Raw genomic sequence first — 19,906 nt, 5'->3', positions numbered from 1 at the left:
GTGCTCCGGCCTATTTTACGATCCCGCCGCTCGCAATGTCGCCGGACGGGGTGACAAACGCGAGCTTGCCGCTTGCATCCGATGCTGCGAGGAGCATGCCCTGCGACTCCTGTCCCATGAGTTTCGCCGGTGCAAGGTTGTAGACGACGATGATGGACTTCCCGACGAGCGCCTCGGGGGCGTAGTGCTGCGCGATACCGGCCACGATCTGGCGCTGTTCGGTCCCGATCTCCACCTGCAGTTTCAGGAGCTTCTCGGACTTCGTCACGCGTTCCGCGGCCACGATCGTTGCCACCCGCAGATCCACCTTCTTGAAGTCATCGAACGTGATGGTCGGCTTGGGCGGCTCTTGTGCCGGAACGGCAGGCGCAGCGGCCGGTTCTGCAGGTTGATCCAATTTGCCAAGTTCAGCAGCGATCACTTCATCCTCGATCTTTGTGACAAGAATTCCCGGTGTACCAAGCACATGGCCATCGGGGATCATGGGTTCACCGGCTGTATCCCAGCTCTGCGACGCGGCAGTACCGGCCAGTTGCAGCATCCCCCAGAGCCGTTCCGACGTCGCCGGTGTGAACGGACACATCAGGACGGCCAGGGTCCGCGCCACCTGCGTGCAGACATTGATCGTCGTGGCACACCGGGCCGGATCGCTCTTGGCGGTCTTCCACGGCTCGCTGTCGTTGAAGTACTTGTTCGCCGCGCGCGCGAGGTTCATCACCTCAGCGAGACCGTCGCGGAAATGATAGCCGTCCATCAGGACTCCGACGGCCTCCGGTGTCCGCGCTGCGAGTGCAAGCATCTCGGTGTCACGGGCATCCGGTGCGCCGCGGGGCGGGACACTTCCCTTGAACGTCCGGACGGCGAACGCGAGTGTCCGGTTGATGAAGTTGCCGAAGATGTCGGCCAGTTCATTGTTGTTCTTCGCCTGGAATTCTTTCCAGGTGAAGTCGGAATCCCGGTATTCCGGCAGCGTCATGGTCAGATAATAGCGGAGCGGGTCCGCCGGGTAGCGGTCAAGAAATTCGTCCACATTGATGCCCCATCCACGGCTCTTCGAGAACTTCTGTCCTTCATAGTTGAAGAACTCGTTCGCGGGGACATTGGCGGGAAGGACGTACTTCTCGGCGTGCGTGTCATTCCATGCCATGAGCATCGCGGGGAAGACGATGCAATGGAACACGACGTTGTCCTTGCCGATGAATGCAACGTACTTCGTGTCCGGCGAGAGCCAGTACTTCTTCCAGTCGTCCGGCGCACCCTTCGCCGCCGCCCATTCTCGCGTCGAGGTGATGTACCCGAGCACGGCATCGAACCAGACATAGACCACTTTCTGTTCATACCCGGTGACGGGGACACGCACACCCCAATCGAGGTCGCGGGTCACGGCACGGTCCTTCAATCCATCCTTGAACCACCCCCGGCAATAGTTCAGGACGTTCTCTTTCCATTCTTCACGCGCGCTGCGGTCCTTGAGGTACTCTTCGAGCCGTACCTGGAAATCCCCGAGGGGGAAATACCAGTGCGAGGTCTCCCGCACCTCGGGCGTGCCGCCCGAAAGCTTGCTCCGCGGCTCCTTCAATTCCATGGGGTTCAGATACGATCCGCATTTCTCGCACTGGTCACCGCGGGCATCGGGCGAACCGCACACCGGACAGATGCCTTCCACGTAGCGGTCGGGCAGGAATTTCTTCGCGACCGGATCGTAGAACTGTTTCTCCTTCTTCTCCTTCAGGATCCCGCGGGCATGGAAATCGGCGAAGAACTCCTGCGTGGTCTGATGGTGCAGAGGGATGGAGGTCCGGGAATAGTTGTCGAAGCTCATGCCGAACCGCTCGAACGCCTTGCTGTTCATTGCGTGGTAACGATCGACGACGGTCTGCGGATGGACGTGCTCTTTATCGGCAGTGATCGTGATCGCAACGCCATGCTCATCCGACCCACAAATGAACAGGACATCGCGCCCTTTCATGCGCTGGAACCGGACGTAGAGGTCGGCAGGAAGGTACGCGCCGGCGAGATGCCCCAGATGCAGGGGGTTGTTCGCGTACGGCAACGCGGCGGTCACCAGGATACGATCGGGGTTCATCGTGCTCGTTTCAACGGATATTGGCTTTCATCTGTCCTGCCAGGTTATACAGGATCAGTTTAATGTAGACATTTCTTTCCACAAGCGAAATCGCCCGGTCGATGTCCGCGAGGATGACGGGGATATCGGCAGCCGGGTAGCGTCCGATGAACCGTTCGAGCGGTTCGCGCTGGTCGATATTGATGATGCTCCCCTGTTTCCCCAGGACGAGTGCATCGCGGAACCAGAGGAGCAGGAGATGCAGGAAGCGTGTCACCCGCGTCCGGTCCTTTTCATCGGTCACCGTGTCGATGATCTTCCCCACATCTGCATGATGACCGGCCACGGTGCGTCGCACGAACTCCAGCACATGCTCGCGCTCCCCCATCAGGTCATCACCCGTCAACTCGCGTGCGCGCGAGTAGCTCCCGCCTGACAGCCGGGCCAGGAGCGCCGCGTGGTTCGCCTCCACGCCATCCCGGCTCATGAGTGCATCCTGGATCTGCGCATCGGACAGCGGGTCGAACCGCACCTGCTGGCAGCGCGACAGGATCGTGGGGAGCAGTTCCTCCCGGTACGATGTGGTCAGGATGAACATGCAGTGCGCGGGAGGTTCTTCCAGCGTCTTGAGCAGCGTGTTCGCCGCCACATCCGCGAGCATATCCGCATTCGACAGGATGAAGATCCGCCGCCTGTTTCCCGCGCTTGCCAGCGGTGCTTCGCGCCGTATCTCGCGGATGCTGTTCACCTTGATGCCTGTCGCGCGCGGGATGCCGATCCGGTGATACGGATCCTGCGCTTTCGCCAGGAACTCCGACCGCACGGCCTTCATCTCTTCCTGCGTCAGACGGTCGAACGGGCCATCGCCGCCCTCTTCATTCTTGCCCACCGGCAGAGCGGTGATCAGGTGCACATCGGGATGCTGCAGTGTCGCCATCTTCGCACAGGAGTCGCATTTCCCGCATGCCTCCACGCCGCCGTTCTCGCACTGCAGCACACGTGCGAATTCGATGGCCATGGCATCCTTGCCGACCCCTTCGGGGCCGTGGAACAGGTAGGCGTGAGGGAGGCGCGCAGTGCGCATCGCATTCTGGAGCAGGAGCTTGACGCGCCGTTGCCCGAGCACGCGCGGCCAGGGCATGGATGTCTGATGGTCAGAAGGCATGGCCGATCCCGAAATGGAACACCCCTGCCTGGAAGGTCTCTTTGAGCAGACGCCGTTCGGTGATCCATTGCTGTCCCTTGGGCGCGGCGGGATCGAACACACGGATCCCCCAGTCCAGACGGAACGGCCCGAAGGGCGTCTCGTATCGGATACCGACGCCGGTGGCAACGGCAACAGTGTTGAGCCGGAAGTCCTTGATCTCTCCCCACACATTGCCAACATCCACGAATCCGACCACCCACGTCTTGTCCAACCAGCCATCACGGAGACTCTGCAGGACGTTCACGCGCGCTTCGAGGCTCGCTTCGATCGAGACGTTCCCGCCCAGCCCCGGTTCGCCGCTCGCGATGAGACTGCGCGATGCCCAGCCCCGGATACTGCTGCCGCCGCCGCCGTAGAAGCGGTGGGTCTGCGGGATCTGCGTGGTATCGTTCTTGTTCGCCCCGTACTTGCCTTCGATGCCGGCCTTCACTTTGCTGGCAAGGATCAAGAACCGGTGGTCGGTCCTGTCCGCATACCAGCGTCCGACGATCACGGCGCGAAGGAACTGCGTGAACGGCAATTGCGGGAACACATTCTTGAGCACCAGCGGCAGGAGCCCCGCCTCTTCCACCGTGAGGGCGTGTACGAACCCGGACGACGGCGAGAACAGGTCATTGGTCAAATCGCGCTGGATGGTGAACGACAGGATCGAGTTGAACTGCTGCGCCTGCAAGGCCCTCACCTGTGCCAGGATCACCGGATCGCTGAGAGACTCTTCGAACGTCCTGTTCCGTTTCAGCTCGACGGCTTCCAGCGTCCACTCCAGGTTGCCCGACGTGAACTCCGCGAACTGGCTGGTGAACCCGAACCTGTTGCGCACGATCGTCTGCAGGTAGGGCTTCTGCTTGTCCAGGATGTACGACAGCGACCAGGTCCCCTTCGTCTTGTTGTTGAAGACGTAGGGCTGGACGAACTCGAAGGTGAGGTCGAGGGTCGACACGGCATCCTTGTCGACGGCAAAATAGTCGGGGAACTTTCCGAGGGTCTGCGACTGGAAGCGGACGCGCGCGTTGAAGATCCGCGCGCCGCCGAGGAAGTTCCGGCTCGTGTAGCCGAGGCCGGCACCGAGGTTGAACGCGCCGTCCTGATCGCTCATCACCAGTTCCGGGGCGAGCTCATGCTTGTCGCGCGGTCGTATCGTCACCCTGCTGGGGACGAAGATGCTGGAGTCCGTCGCAGGCGGAATGAACGTCTCGATGGAACGGAGGTCGAACACGCCCATGCGGTTCAGGTTCCGCTCGCTGCTCAAACGGCGCGACAGGCTGAAGAACTCACCGGGAGAATAATCGAGCTGGCGACGGATGATCTCATCCGTGATATCGTCGCGGGTGGCCTCGCCACGCAGCGTGTCCACCTCCTGCCGGATCGTGATGTCACCGAAGAGGTAACGGTGCCCGGGATCGAACACCAGCTTCACGAAGTAGTTCCTGGAGCTCGTGTAGCGGCGGGCGTAGGAGCTGTCCTGCAGGAAGCGTGCGTTCGCGAACCCGTTGTCGGCGAAGATGCGCAGCACCCGGCGGACCTCCTCCTCCAGGAGGATGCTCGAATAGGGATCACCGGGATAGATCTTCGGCGAGCCCGCAAGGTCCTCCTTCACGGTGGGCGGCTGATCGACGACCCCCTGGTACTTCACCTGCTCGATGAGGGAACGGTACCCTTCGGTGATCCTGACGACCAGGTCCACGCTTCCGTTGTCCGCGTTCACGCGATGGAGCGTATCGATGCGCACCAGGGAGAACCCGCGGTTCTCATAGAAGCGTTTCAGCCGTTCGCAATCGGCGCCGAAGCCTATGGCGTTGAAGTACTCATTCTTCCGGCCGAGGCGTTCACTGATCGAGGAGTAGAGGAATTTGTTGAACCATCCCGGCGTCTCGCGGGTGGTCATCTGGGCGCGGAGTTCGCCGGTCGTGAAGGATTCGTTGCCTTCGAGGGTGATCGAGGAGATCTCGAGCTGGCGGTTACCGGATTGCGGGGCGCTGCCCGGGGCGGCCGGGCAGACGGCGCAGGTGCACGCGAGCAGGGTGGCGAGGCAGGCGCACCACCATGCACACAGGGCAGCAGCATTGCGGGTCGGTGGATGTGTCACGCTCGTAGTTGCCGGGAGTTGATCGCCAGTTCACATAAAAAAACCCAGCCGGTGGCTGGGTTTGTAACGTAATGAATTTGGAGCAGAGAATCAACGCGCCGCCGGGCGTGTCAGTACTCGCCTTCATCCTCGTAGAAGAAATCCTCACCGGTGGGATAATCAGGCCAGATATCCTCCATGCTGTCGTAGGGCTCTTCGCCGTCCTCCAGCTCCTGCAGATTCTCCACCACCTCGACCGGCGCCCCGGTGCGCATCGCGTAATCGATGAGCTCATCCTTCGTTGCGGGCCACGGCGCATCGTCGAGATACGATGCAAGTTCCATTGTCCAGATCACAGCTTCACCTCGTGTGTGCTACTGCTGCGCGTTGTTGGTTCCGGACTGTGCAAGCATGGCCCGGTAGCGCGCCGCATCGATGTCGTCAAAGAAGAAATCCACGGGGTTCTGGCTCACGCCGCCGCGGCGGATCTCGTAGTGCAGATGGGGGCCACTCACCAGGCCGGTGCGACCGCACCGCCCGATCAGGTCACCCCGCTTCACCTGTTGCCCGGGCGATACATGAACCTGGGAAAGGTGCGCATACAGACTGGCGTAGCCATAACCGTGTGAAATTTCCACGAGCACTCCGAGACCTCCCTGCGTGCGTCCTGCCGTACGAATGACGCCATCGCCGGAAGCATACACCGGTGTGCCCACGTCGTTGATAATGTCAAGACCATAGTGCATACGATAGACATGCAGCACGGGATGCAGGCGCATACCGAAACCACCGACGGTGTACCCGCCGGCCATCGGCTTGATGGCGGGAAGGTGCGAGAAGAAGGCCTTGTTCTGCTCCATCCGCGACTGAATGTCCGCATAGCTCTGCTGCTGCAACTTCACCTCCCGGCTGAGCCGTTCGATGAGCGAACGGGACTCCGACAGGATAACACTTGCTTCCCCCGTGAGGAACGGATTTGTCGCTGCGGGTGCGGCACCGCCCACTGCGGCCGACCGGGTATCATCATCGATACGACGCATGTCCGCCATCAGCCGCAACTCATTCCCCCTCTCCGACAGATCCTCCAGCGTCTGCTGCACGAGTTGAAGCTTCTTGCCGAGATCCCTGATATGCTCCTTCAGGAGCCGATTCTCGGTTGAAAGCGACGAGATCTGGCCATAGCCGATACCCAACACGTCGCCCGCAAGCATATTGCCCACGAAGACCACACCAAGAAACAGCACACCAAACACCAGACCGGATCCAAGAAGCTTGCTCTTGAAAAAGCGGATCTCGCGCAGATCGAGAGACGTGCCGGAGAAAACAAAGAACCTCATATTTCGGAACATCGGTACCTCCTTTGTTTTTCCGCAGTGACCCGCTGAGGGAATCGCAAACGATGTGCCACATCACACAACACGGGGTCACCCCCTTCCAACGCCTGCTGCCCAACGCCCACATGAGGAGGTTTCTGCAAATGCAGCGGAAAAATAAAGAATTTCCAGAGTGATGTCAAGCGAAAACTTGAGTTTTCACTCGAAATCATGCTCAAAATAGTCGATTGCCCGGCTACCTTTGGCCTTCTGACCGATCATGCTCTCCAAACGCTTTGCGAAGACCTTGGCAGCATCATAGCCGTAATGCTTCAGCAAGTAGTTCAGCGAGATGACCTCTGTGATCACGGTTACATTCTTACCGGGGAAGATTGGCAATTTTACAAGCGGAATATCCACATCCAGCATGGTTACCGTGAGGTCGTCGAGCCCGGTCCTCGTATAATCCTGGTCAGGCCGCCATTCTTCCAATTCTATGACGATTTCGACCCTTTTGTGGTATCGGATGGCACGAATGCCGAACATACTCCGCACATCGATGAGTCCGAGCCCACGAACCTCCATAAAATGCTTCACCAGGTCGGTTCCGGCCCCGATCAGGATCCCCTCCCCCTTCCGGGTGATCATGACCACATCATCGGCCACCAGCCTGTGCCCCCGCTCCACCAGGTCCAGAGCGATCTCGCTCTTCCCAATGCCCGACCTGCTGATGAGCAATACCCCGACCCCGTAGACGTCGGCCAGCGACCCATGCATCACCATCTGAGGGGCGAACTGGTCGTCAAGGAAGTCGGCCAGCAGATACGCGATCTTCGTCGTGCTGAACGGCGTGCCGAAGACGGGGATCCCTTTGGCGGCCGCGGCCTCAAGGAGCCCGTCTTCGATCGTATTTCCGTTCGTCAGAATGATGCAGGGAATAGTGAACTCGAGCAGGGTCGTGAACGCCAGGTGCCGCGCCAGCGGTTCCAGCGACTTCAGGTACCGGATCTCCGTGTTCCCCATGATCTGGACGCGATCGAAGGTGAACAGTTCGACATACCCGGCCAACGCAAGCCCGGGCCGGTGCAGGTTCTTGTCCTTGACCTCATTCGCAAAGCCGCTCTCGCCGTTCAATTGTTGGAGCTTGAACTTCTCGCACGTGGTCTCGTACAGGAACCCGACCGTGATGCTGCGCTTCCGCGTTTCCCCGCCCGGATCGACCTTCATGCTTCTTTTTCCTTGATCGAACGTACTTTGACCTTGTCCTTCGCACGCAACTTCGTCTTATACTTCTCGAGCTGCAGCGTCAACTTCTCTGCCGCCTTATCGATGGATTTGTGATAGTCGTCCGTTTTCACTTTGGCCGTCAGCACGCCACCATGGACGTGCAGATTGATCTCGGCCTCCTTCACGCTATTGACCGCACGTTCGTAACTCAAAATGACATTCGCAGCAACGATGCCATCGAAAAACTTCCCAAGCTTCTTCACGGTGTCCAGCGCATGCTCCTTGATGTCAGGATGAGGCCGGAAATGCCGCGCGGTGAAGGTAATGTTCATGGTGGATCTCCTTTCAGTCACGTTGAACGAGTATCACGTTCCTTTAGGGTGCGCCTGGGTATAGACTTTCTTCAACCGATCGATGCCCACGTGGGTATAGATCTGCGTCGTCGAAAGACTCGCGTGGCCGAGGAGCTCCCGCACCGCCTGGAGGTCCGCCCCCCGGTTCACAAGATGTGTAGCGAATGTATGCCGCAATACGTGAGGACTGGTCTTGCGCAATTCCGACACGCTGCGGATGTACCTGTTGACGATGATATTGACGCCCTTCGGACTGAGTGCCTTCCCGCGGTCCGAGAGGAACAGCGTCCCCGGATCCGGCCTGCCCTGCAGAAGCTCCGGGCGGGCCCTGAGCCAGGCCTGGACCGCCTCTCCTGCCTTCACACCGAAAGGAACGATCCGCTGCTTGCTCCCCTTGCCGGTCACCTTGAGCACGCGCTCGCGCATCTGCATATCCGCAGGACGCAACGAGAGCAACTCGCTCAGGCGCAACCCGGTACTGTAGAACACTTCAAGGATGGCGGCATCGCGCACTCCGCGGGGCGTCGACCTGTCGGGGAGCCCGAGCACAGTGCCGATCGTCTGCTCATCGAGGAATGTCGGAAGACGGCGTGCCCTGCGGGGCGTGGCAACGAGCAACGTGGGATTGGTGTCGCGCAACCCGCGACGCCGGAGGAAACGGTAGAGTGAGCGGACACAGGCGAGTTTCCGCGCGGCGGTGGATTTCTCCAGGCCGCGGTCCAGCAGGACACCCAGAAAACGGCGGATGAGGATGTGGTCCGCATCCTCAATGGTCCGCCCTGCAGCGACGAGGAACTCGTCGAACTGCGCGAGGTCCTCCGTATAGGCGAGGATGGTGTGGGGCGAGTATCGCCGCTCCGCCGCCAGATAGCTCAGGAATGTTGCGATGTACCCGGTGTTCTGCGTACGCTCACCTTTCATTCACCGCCGGTGCCACCTCGTCACGGGCGATCTCCGCCTTGCACGACGGGCACGCGAGGAACTCGCCGCGCGTCTGATTGTACTTCTGGACCATGTACTCGTTGCCGCACGTATCGCATGCACGTGCCACAGGCTTCTCCCACGATGCGAAATCGCAATCCGGATACTTCGAACATCCGTAGAATACCCGCTTGCGTTTCGTCTTCCGCTCGATGATGTCGCCATCCTTGCAGCGCGGACACTTCACACCGATGGAGAGCGGGCGCGTGTTCTTGCACGTCGGATAGTTCGAGCAGCCGAGGAACGCACCGAACCGCCCGCCCTTCACCACCATGTCGCCGCCGCACTGGTCGCATTTGATGCCGACCGCATGCTTTGTCAGTTCCGCTTCTTCGGGGAGCGGTTTCGTGGTCTTGCAGGTCGGATAGCCGCTGCACGCCATGAACCTGCCATTCCGTCCCCATTTGATGATCATGGGTTTGCCGCACGTCTCACAGACCTCGGTGGTGGCTTCCTGCATCGACTTCTTGATCGCCGCGCTGTTCTTGTCGACACCCTCGAGGTCTCGCACGAACGGATGGTAGAAGTCCTCCATCACCTGGGCGTACGTCTGCTTCCCCGACGCGATGGTGTCCAGCTCCTCTTCCATCCGTGCGGTGAAGCCCACGGTGAAGATATGCGGGAAGTTCTGGACGAGCAGGCGGTTCACCGCCTTGCCCAGCTCCGTGGGATACAGGCGGCGTTCGCGCTGCTCCACATATTTGCGTGCCTGGATCGTATCCACGATGAGCGCGTACGTGCTCGGGCGCCCGATACCGAGGGCTTCCAGTTCACGCACCAGACTCGATTCCGTGAACCGCCCCGGGGGCTTCGTGAAATGCTGATTGGGGATGAGGTTCGTCAGCGCCGCCTGATCACCCGCACGCAGGTGGCCCGGCAGCTTCGATGAGGGATCCTCGTCGGCCAGCTTCTCCGTCTCATCCACGAGATCGTCGTACACCTGCAGGAACCCGCGGAATGTCGGGATCGAATCCGTCGCCCGGAAGGTATACTCGCCGCCCTTGATGTCGACGGTGGTCTGTTCGGCGATCGCCTGGCTCATCTGGCACGCCACGAAGCGGTTCCAGATCAGCTCATACAGCGCGAACATCTCGGGTTCGAGGAATTTCTTGACCTCCTTCGGACTGTACTTCATCGACGTCGGGCGGATCGCTTCGTGGGCGTCCTGTGAGGACTTCCCCTTTTTGAACTGCCGCGCCTCGGGGGGACGTATTCTTTCCCGTAGTTCTGATAGATGTACTCGCGCACCTCTTTCACGGCGTCGTCGCTCAAACGCGTGGAGTCGGTACGCATGTAGGTGATGAGGCCGACGCGTCCTTCTTCGCCGAGTTCGATGCCCTCATAGAGTTTCTGCGCGAACATCATCGTCCGCTTGGCCGGGTAGCGGAGCCGCCGGGCGGCTTCCTGCTGCAACGTACTCGTGATGAATGGCGGCGGCGGGTTGCGGCGTACCGGCTTCTTCTGGACGTCGGCCACCGCGAATTGCTGCGCGCGGATGGCGTTCACGTACCCTTCCGCCGTGGTCCGGTCCCCGATCGTCGGGTCCTCGCCTTCCACCTTAAACAGCTTCGCCAGGAAGGGCTCGCTCCCCGCAGCGGTGAACTCGCCGATGATCGACCAGTATTCCTGCGGAATGAACGCGTTCACTTCCGCCTCGCGCTCGCAGATCAGGCGGACGGCAACGGATTGCACGCGGCCGGCGGACAGGCCGTAGTAGACGGTCTTCCAGACGAACGGCGAGACCTTGTAACCGACCAGGCGGTCCATCGCGCGGCGTGCCTGCTGGGAATTCACAAGATGCTCGTCGATGCGCGACGGCTTTTCCATCGCTTCGGCGATCCCGCGCTCGGTGATCTCATGGAAGAGCACGCGGTAGATGTTCTTCGCGCACCCCTCGACCTCCCGGGCGATGTGCCACGCGATCGCCTCGCCTTCACGGTCAGGGTCAGTCGCGATATACACGGACGTGGCCTTCGCGGCATGGCTCTTGAGACGGTTGATCACGTCATCCTTCCCCGTGATCGTTTCGTACTCGGGGGTGAAGCCGTTCTCCACATCGATGCCGATCTTGCTCTTCGGCAGGTTCTTGATGTGCCCGACCGAGGCCTCGACGTGGAAGTTCTTGCCGAGGTACTTGTTGATGGTCTTGGCCTTCGCCGGCGACTCAACAATGATCAGGGCCTTCCCACTCGTATCGGTGTCCGCGATGACGGCACGCTTGCGCCGCTTCGGGGCGGCGGTCTCCTCAACGACCGGAGCCGTGCCCACCGTATCCTTATCTGCAGCAACTGCGCGCTTACGCCTCTTGGGCGCGACACTCTCATCTGCAGGGAGCGTCTCCGCGGGCGCCGCGGTCTTTTTCTTTGCCGCCATCAGTGGATCGTATCCTCATTATTCAACATCGAATGGCCTCCGGCAACGCCGGGTCGCTCACGGGAAGACAACACCGCAGCCACGATCTCCTTCACCTCCAGTACCGAGAGCCCCGCGTATCCCGTGCCGATGGCACGTTCGATGACCGTCTCGATATCACGGTCATCCAGCAGCCCGAGTTCCGCCAGCTGGATGAGGTACCCCTGGGCTTCCCGCGACAGCACACTGCGCTCCACCTCATGGAAGATGCGGCGCGAGCCGCGGGCAGCACGGGCGTGGGAAGTCGATTCCGCACCACCCGCTCCCATCGTCTCGTACAACCAGCTGAATGCCGCACTGATCTCCGAGGTCGTGTACCCCCGGTCGCGCAACGGCGCCAGATCGATGTCGTGCAGCTGCTTGTCGTCCCGCAACTCGGTCATCAGGAATACCAGTATCTCAACAACACGTTCTTTCATGCAATTCCTCTCTTCGCCCGCCGGCGGCGGAGCCGCGCAAGAACCGCATCCTCGCGCGCGTGCATCCGTACGGCCTGGGCACGCGTCCGGTCATCAAACCCGGTCAGGTGGAGCGTTCCGTGAATTGCGAGGCGGGCGAGTTCGTGCCGTGTGCTGACGCTGTACTCCCCTGCCTGCACACGGGCACGGTCCAGATTGATATAGATCTCCCCTTCCAACCGCGGCACATCTTCCAGCGGAAAACTGATGACGTCGGTCACGTAGTCATGCCCCAGAAACGTCCTGTTCAGGCGTCTGCAACGCCCGTCGTTGACACCGACGATACTGATGACCGCACTGCGCACCCCTTCACCCTCCAGCGCCGCCCGCACGGCATCCCTGAGCAGCGTGCGCGGCATCCTCCGGCTCCCGTGGGCGTTCACCACCTGGATGGTGATCATGCCCGCGAGGCCTTGCTCCTCGTTCGTGTGGACCGCACCTTCTTGACCGCGGCCTTCTTTCCTTTGGTACGCCTGGCGGCGGAACGGCGCGGCGCAGACTTCGGCGGCGCGGCGTCCGCACCCTGATCCAGGATCCCGTCCGTCAGCGACAGTGCGATGCCGGATAACATCACTTCCGGCCCGAGCTGCGTGAAGTCCCCGGAGACCAGCGAGCGGTCCACATTGGCGAAGAGCGAACACCCGCCCTGCCGCTCGATGATCAGTCCCGACACCTTGCCATCCTGTTCCGCAACGAACGTCACTTCGCCGAGGAGATCGCTCACCACATAGCCCGAACAGAAATGGAGCTGCAGGTGCGCGTTCTCCGTATATACGGAGACGAGCGTGCCTTTCCGATGTCCGATCGGGATCTGCGCGTAGATCTCCAGCGCGAGCTTCCGGTGTTCTTCCGCCGGCGCAAGCTCGAAACGAATGCTGTCCCCGATCGTCCGCGCCGGTACGCCGAAGACCTTCTCCAGCTTCTTGATGTCGGACGGTCCTATCGAAAACGCCATGCGATCCTCATCTGGTGGATAATAGCCATGAATAGGCTGATTGTCAAGCTGCCTCCTGCCTCACCAGTCCAACTCCAACCCTTCTGCCGCAGCAAGACAGTCGAAGTTGTATCCCCGCTGCGTGATCTCTTTCCTGCACTTCAGGACGATCTCGTCGAGCCGGTCATCCGTTCGTGTCTGTTCGTGATGGAACAGTACGAGTTTCCCGACGCCGGCCTCGGAGGCGACCTTCAGCGCGAAGAGGTAGTCCGAGTGCCCCCACCCCACGTGCTGCAGGTATTCTTCCGGCGTGTACGTCGCATCATGGATCAGGATGTCCGCACCCCGCGCGAAGTCGAACACGCGCTGGTTCGGGTCACCTTTCTGCGCCATGAACAGGTCAACAATGTTCCGGTCCACATTCTTCGCGGTGCGCGCAACCTCGCGGTCGAACGGTTCATTGTCGGTCATGTACACGATCGATCTGCCGCCATACGACAGACGGAACCCGAGCGCGAACGCCGGATGATTCAGGTACTGCGAGGTCAGCGTGCCCCCGAACACCGGCACCGTCTCCTCACGCACGGGCTGAAAGCGGATCTTCGCCTTCAGTTCGTTCAACTGGATCGGGAAATACACCTTGTCCATCTGCGATGCGATCACCTGGCGCAGCGTGATGTTCCGTGTCTGCGCACCGATGATCGTCAACTCGTTCCCCGCCACGAACGCCGGCTTGAAGAACGGGAACCCCTGGATGTGGTCCCAGTGCGGGTGACTGATCGCGAGATAGGCGTTCACCGATGCGCCCGTCGCCATCAGCGCATCCCCGAGCCCCCGGAGACCGGTCCCCGCATCAAAGATCACGATGTGGTCGTCCGAAAGCCGTGCCTCGATGCACGGCGTGTTCCCTCCATACCTGACCGTATCGCGGCCGGGTGAAGGGATCGACCCGCGTACACCCCAGAACCTGAGTTTCATGGCCGGTCATAGCTCCGCGCATACCGCACGTATCTGTCAGCCGAATCCTGCAGGGCGCGCTTTTCATCATCCGTCAGGGGCCGGATGATCTTCGCCGGCACGCCCGCGACGAGCATGCCATCCGGGACAACGAAATGTTCCTTCACGACGGACCCGGCTGCGACGAGCGCCTGTTCGCCCACCTGTGCATCGTCAAGCACAACAGCGTTCATGCCAATAAGGGTTCCCCGGCCGATCCTGCAGCCGTGGATCATGGCCTGATGGCCGAGGGTCACATCCTCCGCGATCTCCACCGGATACTGCGCCGTCACGTGCAGGATGCAGCCGTCCTGGACATTCGTCCGGGCGCCGATCCTGACAGCGTTGATGTCACCACGCAACACACTGTTGAACCAGATGCTGGCATCCTCGCCGACCTCCACCTCACCGATCACACAGGCGCCCGCTGCCACGAACACCGACGGGTGGATGCGCGGGGTGACGCCGTGATGGGTGATGATGTGCATGGCACCTGCTCAGTTGGTGGCACGGGGCGGCGCCCAGCCGGGACGCTTCCACGACATGAGTTCGAGGGTAACGCTCCCGAGGATCACCTTCATGTGGGCGACGATCGGTACGCGTGCCTCGTCATTGGAGAACCATCCATCAAATCCCCCGGTCAGGCCGAAGATCCCGACGAACTCCGCGTTCCCTTCAAATCCCACCACATCGATGGGATAGTCGACCGCATCGACCTCCACATCGTCCCGGCGCTTGTCGAATCGGATGAACGTGTTCACTTTCTTCTCGGTGACGATCGCCGGCACGTTCATATCCCGCCCGGCGAAGAGATGCTGCCGCGCGTAGAAGAAGAGCGACAAACCATCCTGACAGGTGCCATCGACCCACAACGTTTCACGCCGGGCGATCACCGTGTCCTTCTGCCCCATCTCCATCGCCACCATCCGGCGATCATAGTCGAACGTATACCGGGAGAAGTCCCAGACATCGTCCTGTTTCATCTTCCCGGTGAACCCGCGGGAGAAGACCGTGGAATCGATCTTGCTCTGAAAGATCGCATGCAAATCGACAAGAGGGACATTCTTGTAGGAGTCGATGTACGCGATACCCGAGAACGTCGTCATCCCGGGCTTGCGTTCTCGCGCGATCGTCTTGATGCGGATCTGACCGAGGTCCAGGAACGCGTAGCGGACGTTGTACGTGAGTTCCTCGCCCTCCATGAGGACGTGCGAGGGAGGATCGGTGTGTGCCGGCGACTGGGCCATGGCCGGCGTTCCAGCGAACAGGAACAGAACGGGGAGGACCCAGCCTCCCCGACGTGTTGTGAGCTTCACTACTTCAGACTCGTCAATGTTCGGGCGATCTTTTCGGCCTCCGGCAGCAGCGACACGGCCTTCTTGAATTGTGAATCCTCCTGCAGCATCACGCGCGCATACCCTTCGTTCCCCCACATCGCGCGCGCCATATAGGCCTTCGTGTACCCCACGATGTACCGCCGGTCCTGCTCCATCGATTCCTTGTTCTCCGCGACACCCTTCTGCACACCGAGCGCGATGATCTCGCCGACCGTCGCTTCGTCCACCACGAAATCCTTCACGAACCTCTCGACGTCCTTGCCATAGGCCGCACGGATCTCCACCCCACGGCGGTCCATGATCCTGTCGGCGATCTGGAAGAACACCTGCTTCGCACGCAACTGGGCGGTGTAACTGTTCAGGCGGTCCGACTTGACGATGTAGTCCGGCGTGATGCCACCACCGCCGTACACGATGCGTCCACCCATGGTCTTGTACTTCGGCCGCGTCGAGTCCTTCTCCGCCACATGCTCGAGGTTCTCCCCCTCGGTCTCCTCACGCTCGAACGCCTCACGCTGATACTTCGCCTTGTCATCACCGTACGGCCGCTGGATCAGGCGCCCGCTGGGCGTATAGTACCGGGCCGTGGTCAGGCGGAACGCCGAACCGTCCTTCAATTCGAATTGGCGCTGCACGAGACCCTTCCCGAAGGAGGTCTCCCCGACGATCAGACCGCGGTCCCAATCCTGCACAGCACCGGCAACGATCTCGCTCGCCGAGGCCGAGCCGTTGTTGACAAGAATGATGACAGTGAGGTTCTGGAACTTCCCGGACCCGGTCGACAGGAACTCGTCATCGAACTCCGTGCGGCGGCCCTTGGTGTACACGATCTTCTTCCCGCCCGGCAAGAACTCATCCACCATCCGGAACGCCTGCTCCAGATACCCGCCGGCATTGCTGCGGAGATCGAGGATCAGCCTCTTCACTCCCTGATCGCGCAGGTTGGACACTGCGGTAAAGAACTCCTCGTGCGTGGTGGCAGCGAAACGGTTCACATTGATGTACCCCACGCCGGGCTCCACCAGGAAGGACGCGTCCACGGTATAGATCGGGATCTTGTCGCGCGTGATCTCGAACTCCAACGGATCCTTCAGGCCGGATCGAACGATCGATACGGTGACCTTTGTCCCCTTCGGCCCGCGCAGCCGCTTCTGCACACCTTCCTGCGTGATCCCGACCGCGGTCGAGTCATTGATCTTCACGATCTTGTCGCCAGCCATGATGCCGAGTGCCTCGCTCGGCCCGCCAACGATCGGCGCCACCACCAGCAAGGTGTCGTTGAGCACCTGATACTCGACGCCGATACCCTCAAAGCTCCCCTGAAAATCCTCGGTGACCCTCGCCATCGCGGATGCCGGGATGTAGACGGAATGGGGGTCGAGCTGTCCGAGGAGCCCGTTGACCGCCGACTCGGTGAGCTTCTGCGTGTCGACGTCATCGACATAGTACTTATAGGTGATGCTGAGGACGTCGGAGAACTTCGAGACCTGCGGGAGGAGGCTGTCTCCCGAGAACAGATCGTTCAACTGGGCCCCGGCCAACATGCTGAGGACCACCAACACACCCACCGTCACCAACGAAAAGCGCTTGCGCATTCCCGTGCTCCCTGTTCTGCACATTTATAGACGTACCCGTGGGAATGTTATCCATTTTCCCCCTCAAAGTCAAACTTCAGCGAATGGGCTTCCATTCGCTCAATATCGACCTCCGGAGGAAGAATACCGAGAGGAAATTGAGGAACCACGATGCGGTCACATACGCGTAGCCATAGCGGCGATATCTGCGGGGTGATTCGTAGACGACGACGTCACGGAGGAACTTGATCCGGCCCTGGCTCTCAAGCCGCCGGAACATATCATAATCCTCGCCAGCTGCGATCCGGGATGCATACCCATGAAGAGCTTCAAATGTCTCTCTCCTGATCACATGGCATTCCCCCCTCCCCATCCCCATACCCACCTGGTTCATCATATAAAAGAACCAGTTGTAGAATCCGTGGTACCACCGGTCGATCCGCCGCTCCTCCTCAGGGTAGACGAGCACACTGCTCGTCAGCGCGACGATATCCTTCACCGGAAGCTCCTCCCCGATCCTCCTGAAGAAATAGTCGGGGTCCTGCAGGAGCGTGTCGGCATTCAGGAAAATGAAGACCTCCCCCTGCGCCGCCTGTGCCCCCGCATTCCTCCCCATGGAGATGGTCTGTTTGACGTACGGCTCATTCCGGACCACCCGGTGGGCATAGGAGCCCGCGATCGCCAGGGTCCGGTCCGTACTCCCGCCATCGCTCACGATGATCTCCACAGAATACCGGGAGACGATCTCCGGAGTGAATTGCCGGAGCATCCGCTCGATCAGCTTTTCCTCGTTCACCGCGGGGACGATGACACTGAACCGCACACCCACATCCTTCATCGGTGCTCCGCAGACATCGTGATCCGCATTGTCCAGCGCTCCCCACCTCCGCTGTCCTTCCCGGACAGGGAGATATTCCACGATGGAACCATGACCGATCCCTGATAGAGCCGCTCAAAGCCCGATTCCGACAGGGAAACGGTCTCCAGGGGGAAGCGCCAGAGTTCAGCGTTCCTGTCGAGGGTGTACGCTACCTTCACACCCATCCATTCATCGCGCACCCCGAAACCCGCAACATCCTTCTCGATGCCAACACTCTGGAGGAGGCCATCTGCCGGCTTCTTGCCATCGATGAGATAATAACGGTCTGGGGCACTCCCTGCCATCCCCCCGGCGACCAATTCAACCCCGAATCGAAACTCAACTGGGGCCACCTCGCGGTTCTCCAGCACGTAGTCACAGGTCATGGACCCGTCCGGTGGACTGATCCTGAATGTTTTGGTGATGCACAACCCGTGTCTGGTCCCATTCCGCCAGATCCCACCCTCCCGCTGAAGGGTGAGCACAACATGCTCCCCTTCGGTGGTCACCGTGCTCCGGTAGGGCTGATTCACAAAATCGCCCCATTCTTCATACCCTGCATGCTGGAACCTCTCCAGGGTCACTCCCGTACCGAAAATGTGGTCCAGAAAACTCGCATGCCTGTACCAGTCAAAAAAGAGCCGCGAAAGGAGATCCGGCTCTTTCGAGAGCAGTTCATCCCACCCGCCCCGGGAACCCTCTCCCTGACCGGCCTCGCGCAGCCTCCTATGGGTCCCTTCCTCACGACGGCTGAGCACATCCAGCAGATTCACCCTGCCCGGCTTGTAGCTCCATTCCACGAGACAGCCGCCGAGAGAAGGCTTGAAGCAGTAGTCGTTAACTCGCGTCTCTACAACAAGTTCGTTCGATCCATCTCCATCGAAGTCCGTTTCTTCCACAACGATGTCGTTGAACTTCTGCAAGGCATCGAGACCATGTTCCGCCTCGACGAGGTTTCTATATATATTGAAGCGAAGGGCCGGGAGATACAACCCGCCGAAGAGGCCATGCCAGTAGGGATCGTTGCACTGGGCCGCCCAGACGTGATCCCGAACCGCTCCGGGAACAGCGTGCTCCCGATCGAGCGAAGCCATCCTCCGGGATACCCTCAGCATCTTCTTGTGCATGTGATTCGCTTCGGGATATTTCGCAAGGAAATTCCTCCAGAATCCACCCCGGATGTGGTGTTCGTGCCCGGGGATGAGGTCGGCATCGACCACCCTCTTCTCAAAGCGGTCAAAACTCACCTGATCATGGGATGGAAGGGCCCACAGGGTCATCTCCACGTAACTGTCCGTGGGCAGGTACACGATCCCCTGCGGCTCCGTGGCATCGATCACCTCCCCGGCATGCATCATCTTCACGGGGGCGTCTGGAGCCTCGAGCGCAGCATAGAACCGCTCCAGCCAGCCTTCCTCGTAGACGTGAGCATAGGTGCGTGGCCATACACCGAACTTCTCGCCATCATCGGCATGAACGATGAGTCCGCCCGGATGAAGAGCAGCGGTGGTCCGGAGATGATCCATGGTATCGGCGGTATCCCGGAACGGAATGGTGTACCGGAGGGTCTTGTCCATCGGCAGCACCTTCAGCTGCGCGCCCAGCTCCTCGGTCATGTAGTACCCGGCCAACCGGTCCGCCGGCACTCCGGCATGACGGAAATGAAGGTCATCGAGCATGACGAATTCGACATCGGCATGGACGAGCGAGGAGACGAGATGCGGCTCCCACACCCTCTCCGCGAGCCACATGCCGCGGGGATGCACATCGAACAGGCGGTGGATGGTGTCCGTGAGCTTGAGGATCTGTCCGATGCGGTCCTTCTCGGGGATCACCGCGAGGATCGCTTCGTAGTACGCCCCGGTCAGAAGCTCGACCTGCCCGCGTTGCACCAGGTCCCGCAACAGCTCGATGCAGTCCGGATGATGCTTCTCGATCCATTCCAGCAGGATGCCCGTCCAGTGCTGGGTCGATCTCACCCCCGGATGCCGGTGTAACACATCGAGGAACGGGCGATAGGCATGCGCGTACGCCTCCTCGAACACCGAATCGAAATTGCCGACCGGCTGGTGGTTATGTATCGCGTAGACAAAGTTCAGGGGATCCATGGCTGTCAACCAGGCGT

The 19,906-nt window shown here is 60.5% G+C and carries 17 protein-coding genes and 1 pseudogene; all 18 read right to left on the bottom strand.

Translation table 11 applies throughout. The annotated features are described in order from the left end of the window. Positions 1-10: 10 nt before the first annotated feature. A complete protein-coding gene (metG, locus tag IPI01_01010) occupies positions 11-2,086 on the bottom strand; it encodes a methionine--tRNA ligase (GenBank protein MBK7256411.1) in 2,076 nt (691 codons plus the stop codon). Between the two features lie 10 nt (positions 2,087-2,096). After that, positions 2,097-3,230 (bottom strand): DNA polymerase III subunit delta', encoded by a 1,134-nt coding sequence (holB, locus tag IPI01_01005; GenBank protein MBK7256410.1) that lies wholly within the window; start codon positions 3,228-3,230, stop codon positions 2,097-2,099. After that, positions 3,220-5,358 carry a BamA/TamA family outer membrane protein gene (locus IPI01_01000; GenBank protein ID MBK7256409.1) on the bottom strand — a complete coding sequence of 713 codons (2,139 nt, stop codon included), beginning with the start codon at positions 5,356-5,358 and terminating at the stop codon, positions 3,220-3,222. The genes holB and IPI01_01000 overlap by 11 nt, the downstream gene beginning before the upstream one ends. A gap of 110 nt (positions 5,359-5,468) precedes the next feature. Further along, complete coding sequence (locus IPI01_00995) at positions 5,469-5,693, bottom strand: DUF2795 domain-containing protein (protein ID MBK7256408.1); 225 nt, start codon at positions 5,691-5,693, stop codon at positions 5,469-5,471. An 18-nt stretch (positions 5,694-5,711) separates the two neighbouring features. Then, complete coding sequence (locus IPI01_00990) at positions 5,712-6,686, bottom strand: M23 family metallopeptidase (protein MBK7256407.1); 975 nt, start codon at positions 6,684-6,686, stop codon at positions 5,712-5,714. Between the two features lie 183 nt (positions 6,687-6,869). Beyond that, positions 6,870-7,877, bottom strand: a complete 1,008-nt coding sequence (locus IPI01_00985; GenBank protein ID MBK7256406.1) for an HPr kinase/phosphorylase — start codon at positions 7,875-7,877, stop codon at positions 6,870-6,872. Next, on the bottom strand, positions 7,874-8,209 hold the full coding sequence (raiA, locus tag IPI01_00980; protein MBK7256405.1) for a ribosome-associated translation inhibitor RaiA: 336 nt from the start codon (positions 8,207-8,209) through the stop codon (positions 7,874-7,876). Before raiA ends, IPI01_00985 begins: the two co-directional genes overlap by 4 nt. A gap of 33 nt (positions 8,210-8,242) precedes the next feature. After that, complete coding sequence (locus IPI01_00975; protein ID MBK7256404.1) at positions 8,243-9,151, bottom strand: tyrosine recombinase; 909 nt, start codon at positions 9,149-9,151, stop codon at positions 8,243-8,245. Then, a pseudogene (gene topA, locus IPI01_00970) lies at positions 9,141-11,584 on the bottom strand (type I DNA topoisomerase). Before topA ends, IPI01_00975 begins: the two are co-directional and overlap by 11 nt. Continuing rightward, positions 11,584-12,042: a DUF494 family protein gene (locus tag IPI01_00965; protein MBK7256403.1), complete on the bottom strand. Its 459-nt coding sequence runs from the start codon at positions 12,040-12,042 to the stop codon at positions 11,584-11,586. Before IPI01_00965 ends, topA begins: the two are co-directional and overlap by 1 nt. Continuing rightward, the gene (gene ybeY, locus IPI01_00960) at positions 12,039-12,482 is read right to left on the bottom strand and encodes an rRNA maturation RNase YbeY (GenBank protein MBK7256402.1); all 444 of its coding nucleotides are present in this window, start codon (positions 12,480-12,482) and stop codon (positions 12,039-12,041) included. The genes IPI01_00965 and ybeY overlap by 4 nt, the downstream gene beginning before the upstream one ends. Beyond that, positions 12,479-13,036, bottom strand: coding sequence for a hypothetical protein (locus IPI01_00955; protein ID MBK7256401.1), 558 nt, complete (start codon positions 13,034-13,036; stop codon positions 12,479-12,481). The genes ybeY and IPI01_00955 overlap by 4 nt, the downstream gene beginning before the upstream one ends. A gap of 60 nt (positions 13,037-13,096) precedes the next feature. Beyond that, on the bottom strand, positions 13,097-13,993 hold the full coding sequence (locus IPI01_00950) for an MBL fold metallo-hydrolase (GenBank protein ID MBK7256400.1): 897 nt from the start codon (positions 13,991-13,993) through the stop codon (positions 13,097-13,099). Further along, positions 13,990-14,499 carry a gamma carbonic anhydrase family protein gene (locus IPI01_00945; protein MBK7256399.1) on the bottom strand — a complete coding sequence of 170 codons (510 nt, stop codon included), beginning with the start codon at positions 14,497-14,499 and terminating at the stop codon, positions 13,990-13,992. Before IPI01_00945 ends, IPI01_00950 begins: the two co-directional genes overlap by 4 nt. Before the next feature lie 9 nt (positions 14,500-14,508). Then, positions 14,509-15,327, bottom strand: a complete 819-nt coding sequence (locus IPI01_00940) for a DUF3108 domain-containing protein (GenBank protein ID MBK7256398.1) — start codon at positions 15,325-15,327, stop codon at positions 14,509-14,511. After that, a complete protein-coding gene (locus tag IPI01_00935; GenBank protein ID MBK7256397.1) occupies positions 15,327-16,943 on the bottom strand; it encodes a S41 family peptidase in 1,617 nt (538 codons plus the stop codon). The genes IPI01_00940 and IPI01_00935 overlap by 1 nt, the downstream gene beginning before the upstream one ends. Positions 16,944-17,019: 76 nt before the next feature. Beyond that, positions 17,020-17,760: a glycosyltransferase gene (locus tag IPI01_00930; GenBank protein MBK7256396.1), complete on the bottom strand. Its 741-nt coding sequence runs from the start codon at positions 17,758-17,760 to the stop codon at positions 17,020-17,022. Continuing rightward, a complete protein-coding gene (locus IPI01_00925) occupies positions 17,757-19,889 on the bottom strand; it encodes a DUF1926 domain-containing protein (protein ID MBK7256395.1) in 2,133 nt (710 codons plus the stop codon). Before IPI01_00925 ends, IPI01_00930 begins: the two co-directional genes overlap by 4 nt. Positions 19,890-19,906: the final 17 nt, after the last annotated feature.

The sequence above is a fragment of the Ignavibacteriota bacterium genome (genome assembly GCA_016707525.1).
In the GTDB taxonomy this organism is placed as follows: Bacteria; Bacteroidota; Ignavibacteria; order UBA10030; family UBA6906; genus JAGDMK01.
Note: the sequence above shows the minus strand (reverse complement) of the source record. Positions and strands in the feature narration are given on the sequence as shown.

What these genes read in the sequence shown, in the direction of transcription:
- IPI01_00975 (MBK7256404.1), bottom strand. Translation starts at nt 9,151, where the DNA reads ATGAAAGGTGAGCGTACGCAGAACACCGGGTACATCGCAACATTCCTG.
- IPI01_00945 (MBK7256399.1), bottom strand. Translation starts at nt 14,499, where the DNA reads ATGCACATCATCACCCATCACGGCGTCACCCCGCGCATCCACCCGTCG.
- IPI01_00965 (MBK7256403.1), bottom strand. Translation starts at nt 12,042, where the DNA reads ATGAAAGAACGTGTTGTTGAGATACTGGTATTCCTGATGACCGAGTTG.
- raiA (MBK7256405.1), bottom strand. Translation starts at nt 8,209, where the DNA reads ATGAACATTACCTTCACCGCGCGGCATTTCCGGCCTCATCCTGACATC.
- metG (MBK7256411.1), bottom strand. Translation starts at nt 2,086, where the DNA reads ATGAACCCCGATCGTATCCTGGTGACCGCCGCGTTGCCGTACGCGAAC.
- IPI01_00990 (MBK7256407.1), bottom strand. Translation starts at nt 6,686, where the DNA reads ATGTTCCGAAATATGAGGTTCTTTGTTTTCTCCGGCACGTCTCTCGAT.
- IPI01_00925 (MBK7256395.1), bottom strand. Translation starts at nt 19,889, where the DNA reads ATGGATCCCCTGAACTTTGTCTACGCGATACATAACCACCAGCCGGTC.
- IPI01_00985 (MBK7256406.1), bottom strand. Translation starts at nt 7,877, where the DNA reads ATGAAGGTCGATCCGGGCGGGGAAACGCGGAAGCGCAGCATCACGGTC.
- IPI01_00930 (MBK7256396.1), bottom strand. Translation starts at nt 17,760, where the DNA reads ATGAAGGATGTGGGTGTGCGGTTCAGTGTCATCGTCCCCGCGGTGAAC.
- IPI01_00935 (MBK7256397.1), bottom strand. Translation starts at nt 16,943, where the DNA reads ATGCGCAAGCGCTTTTCGTTGGTGACGGTGGGTGTGTTGGTGGTCCTC.
- IPI01_00950 (MBK7256400.1), bottom strand. Translation starts at nt 13,993, where the DNA reads ATGAAACTCAGGTTCTGGGGTGTACGCGGGTCGATCCCTTCACCCGGC.
- ybeY (MBK7256402.1), bottom strand. Translation starts at nt 12,482, where the DNA reads ATGATCACCATCCAGGTGGTGAACGCCCACGGGAGCCGGAGGATGCCG.
- holB (MBK7256410.1), bottom strand. Translation starts at nt 3,230, where the DNA reads ATGCCTTCTGACCATCAGACATCCATGCCCTGGCCGCGCGTGCTCGGG.
- IPI01_00955 (MBK7256401.1), bottom strand. Translation starts at nt 13,036, where the DNA reads ATGGCGTTTTCGATAGGACCGTCCGACATCAAGAAGCTGGAGAAGGTC.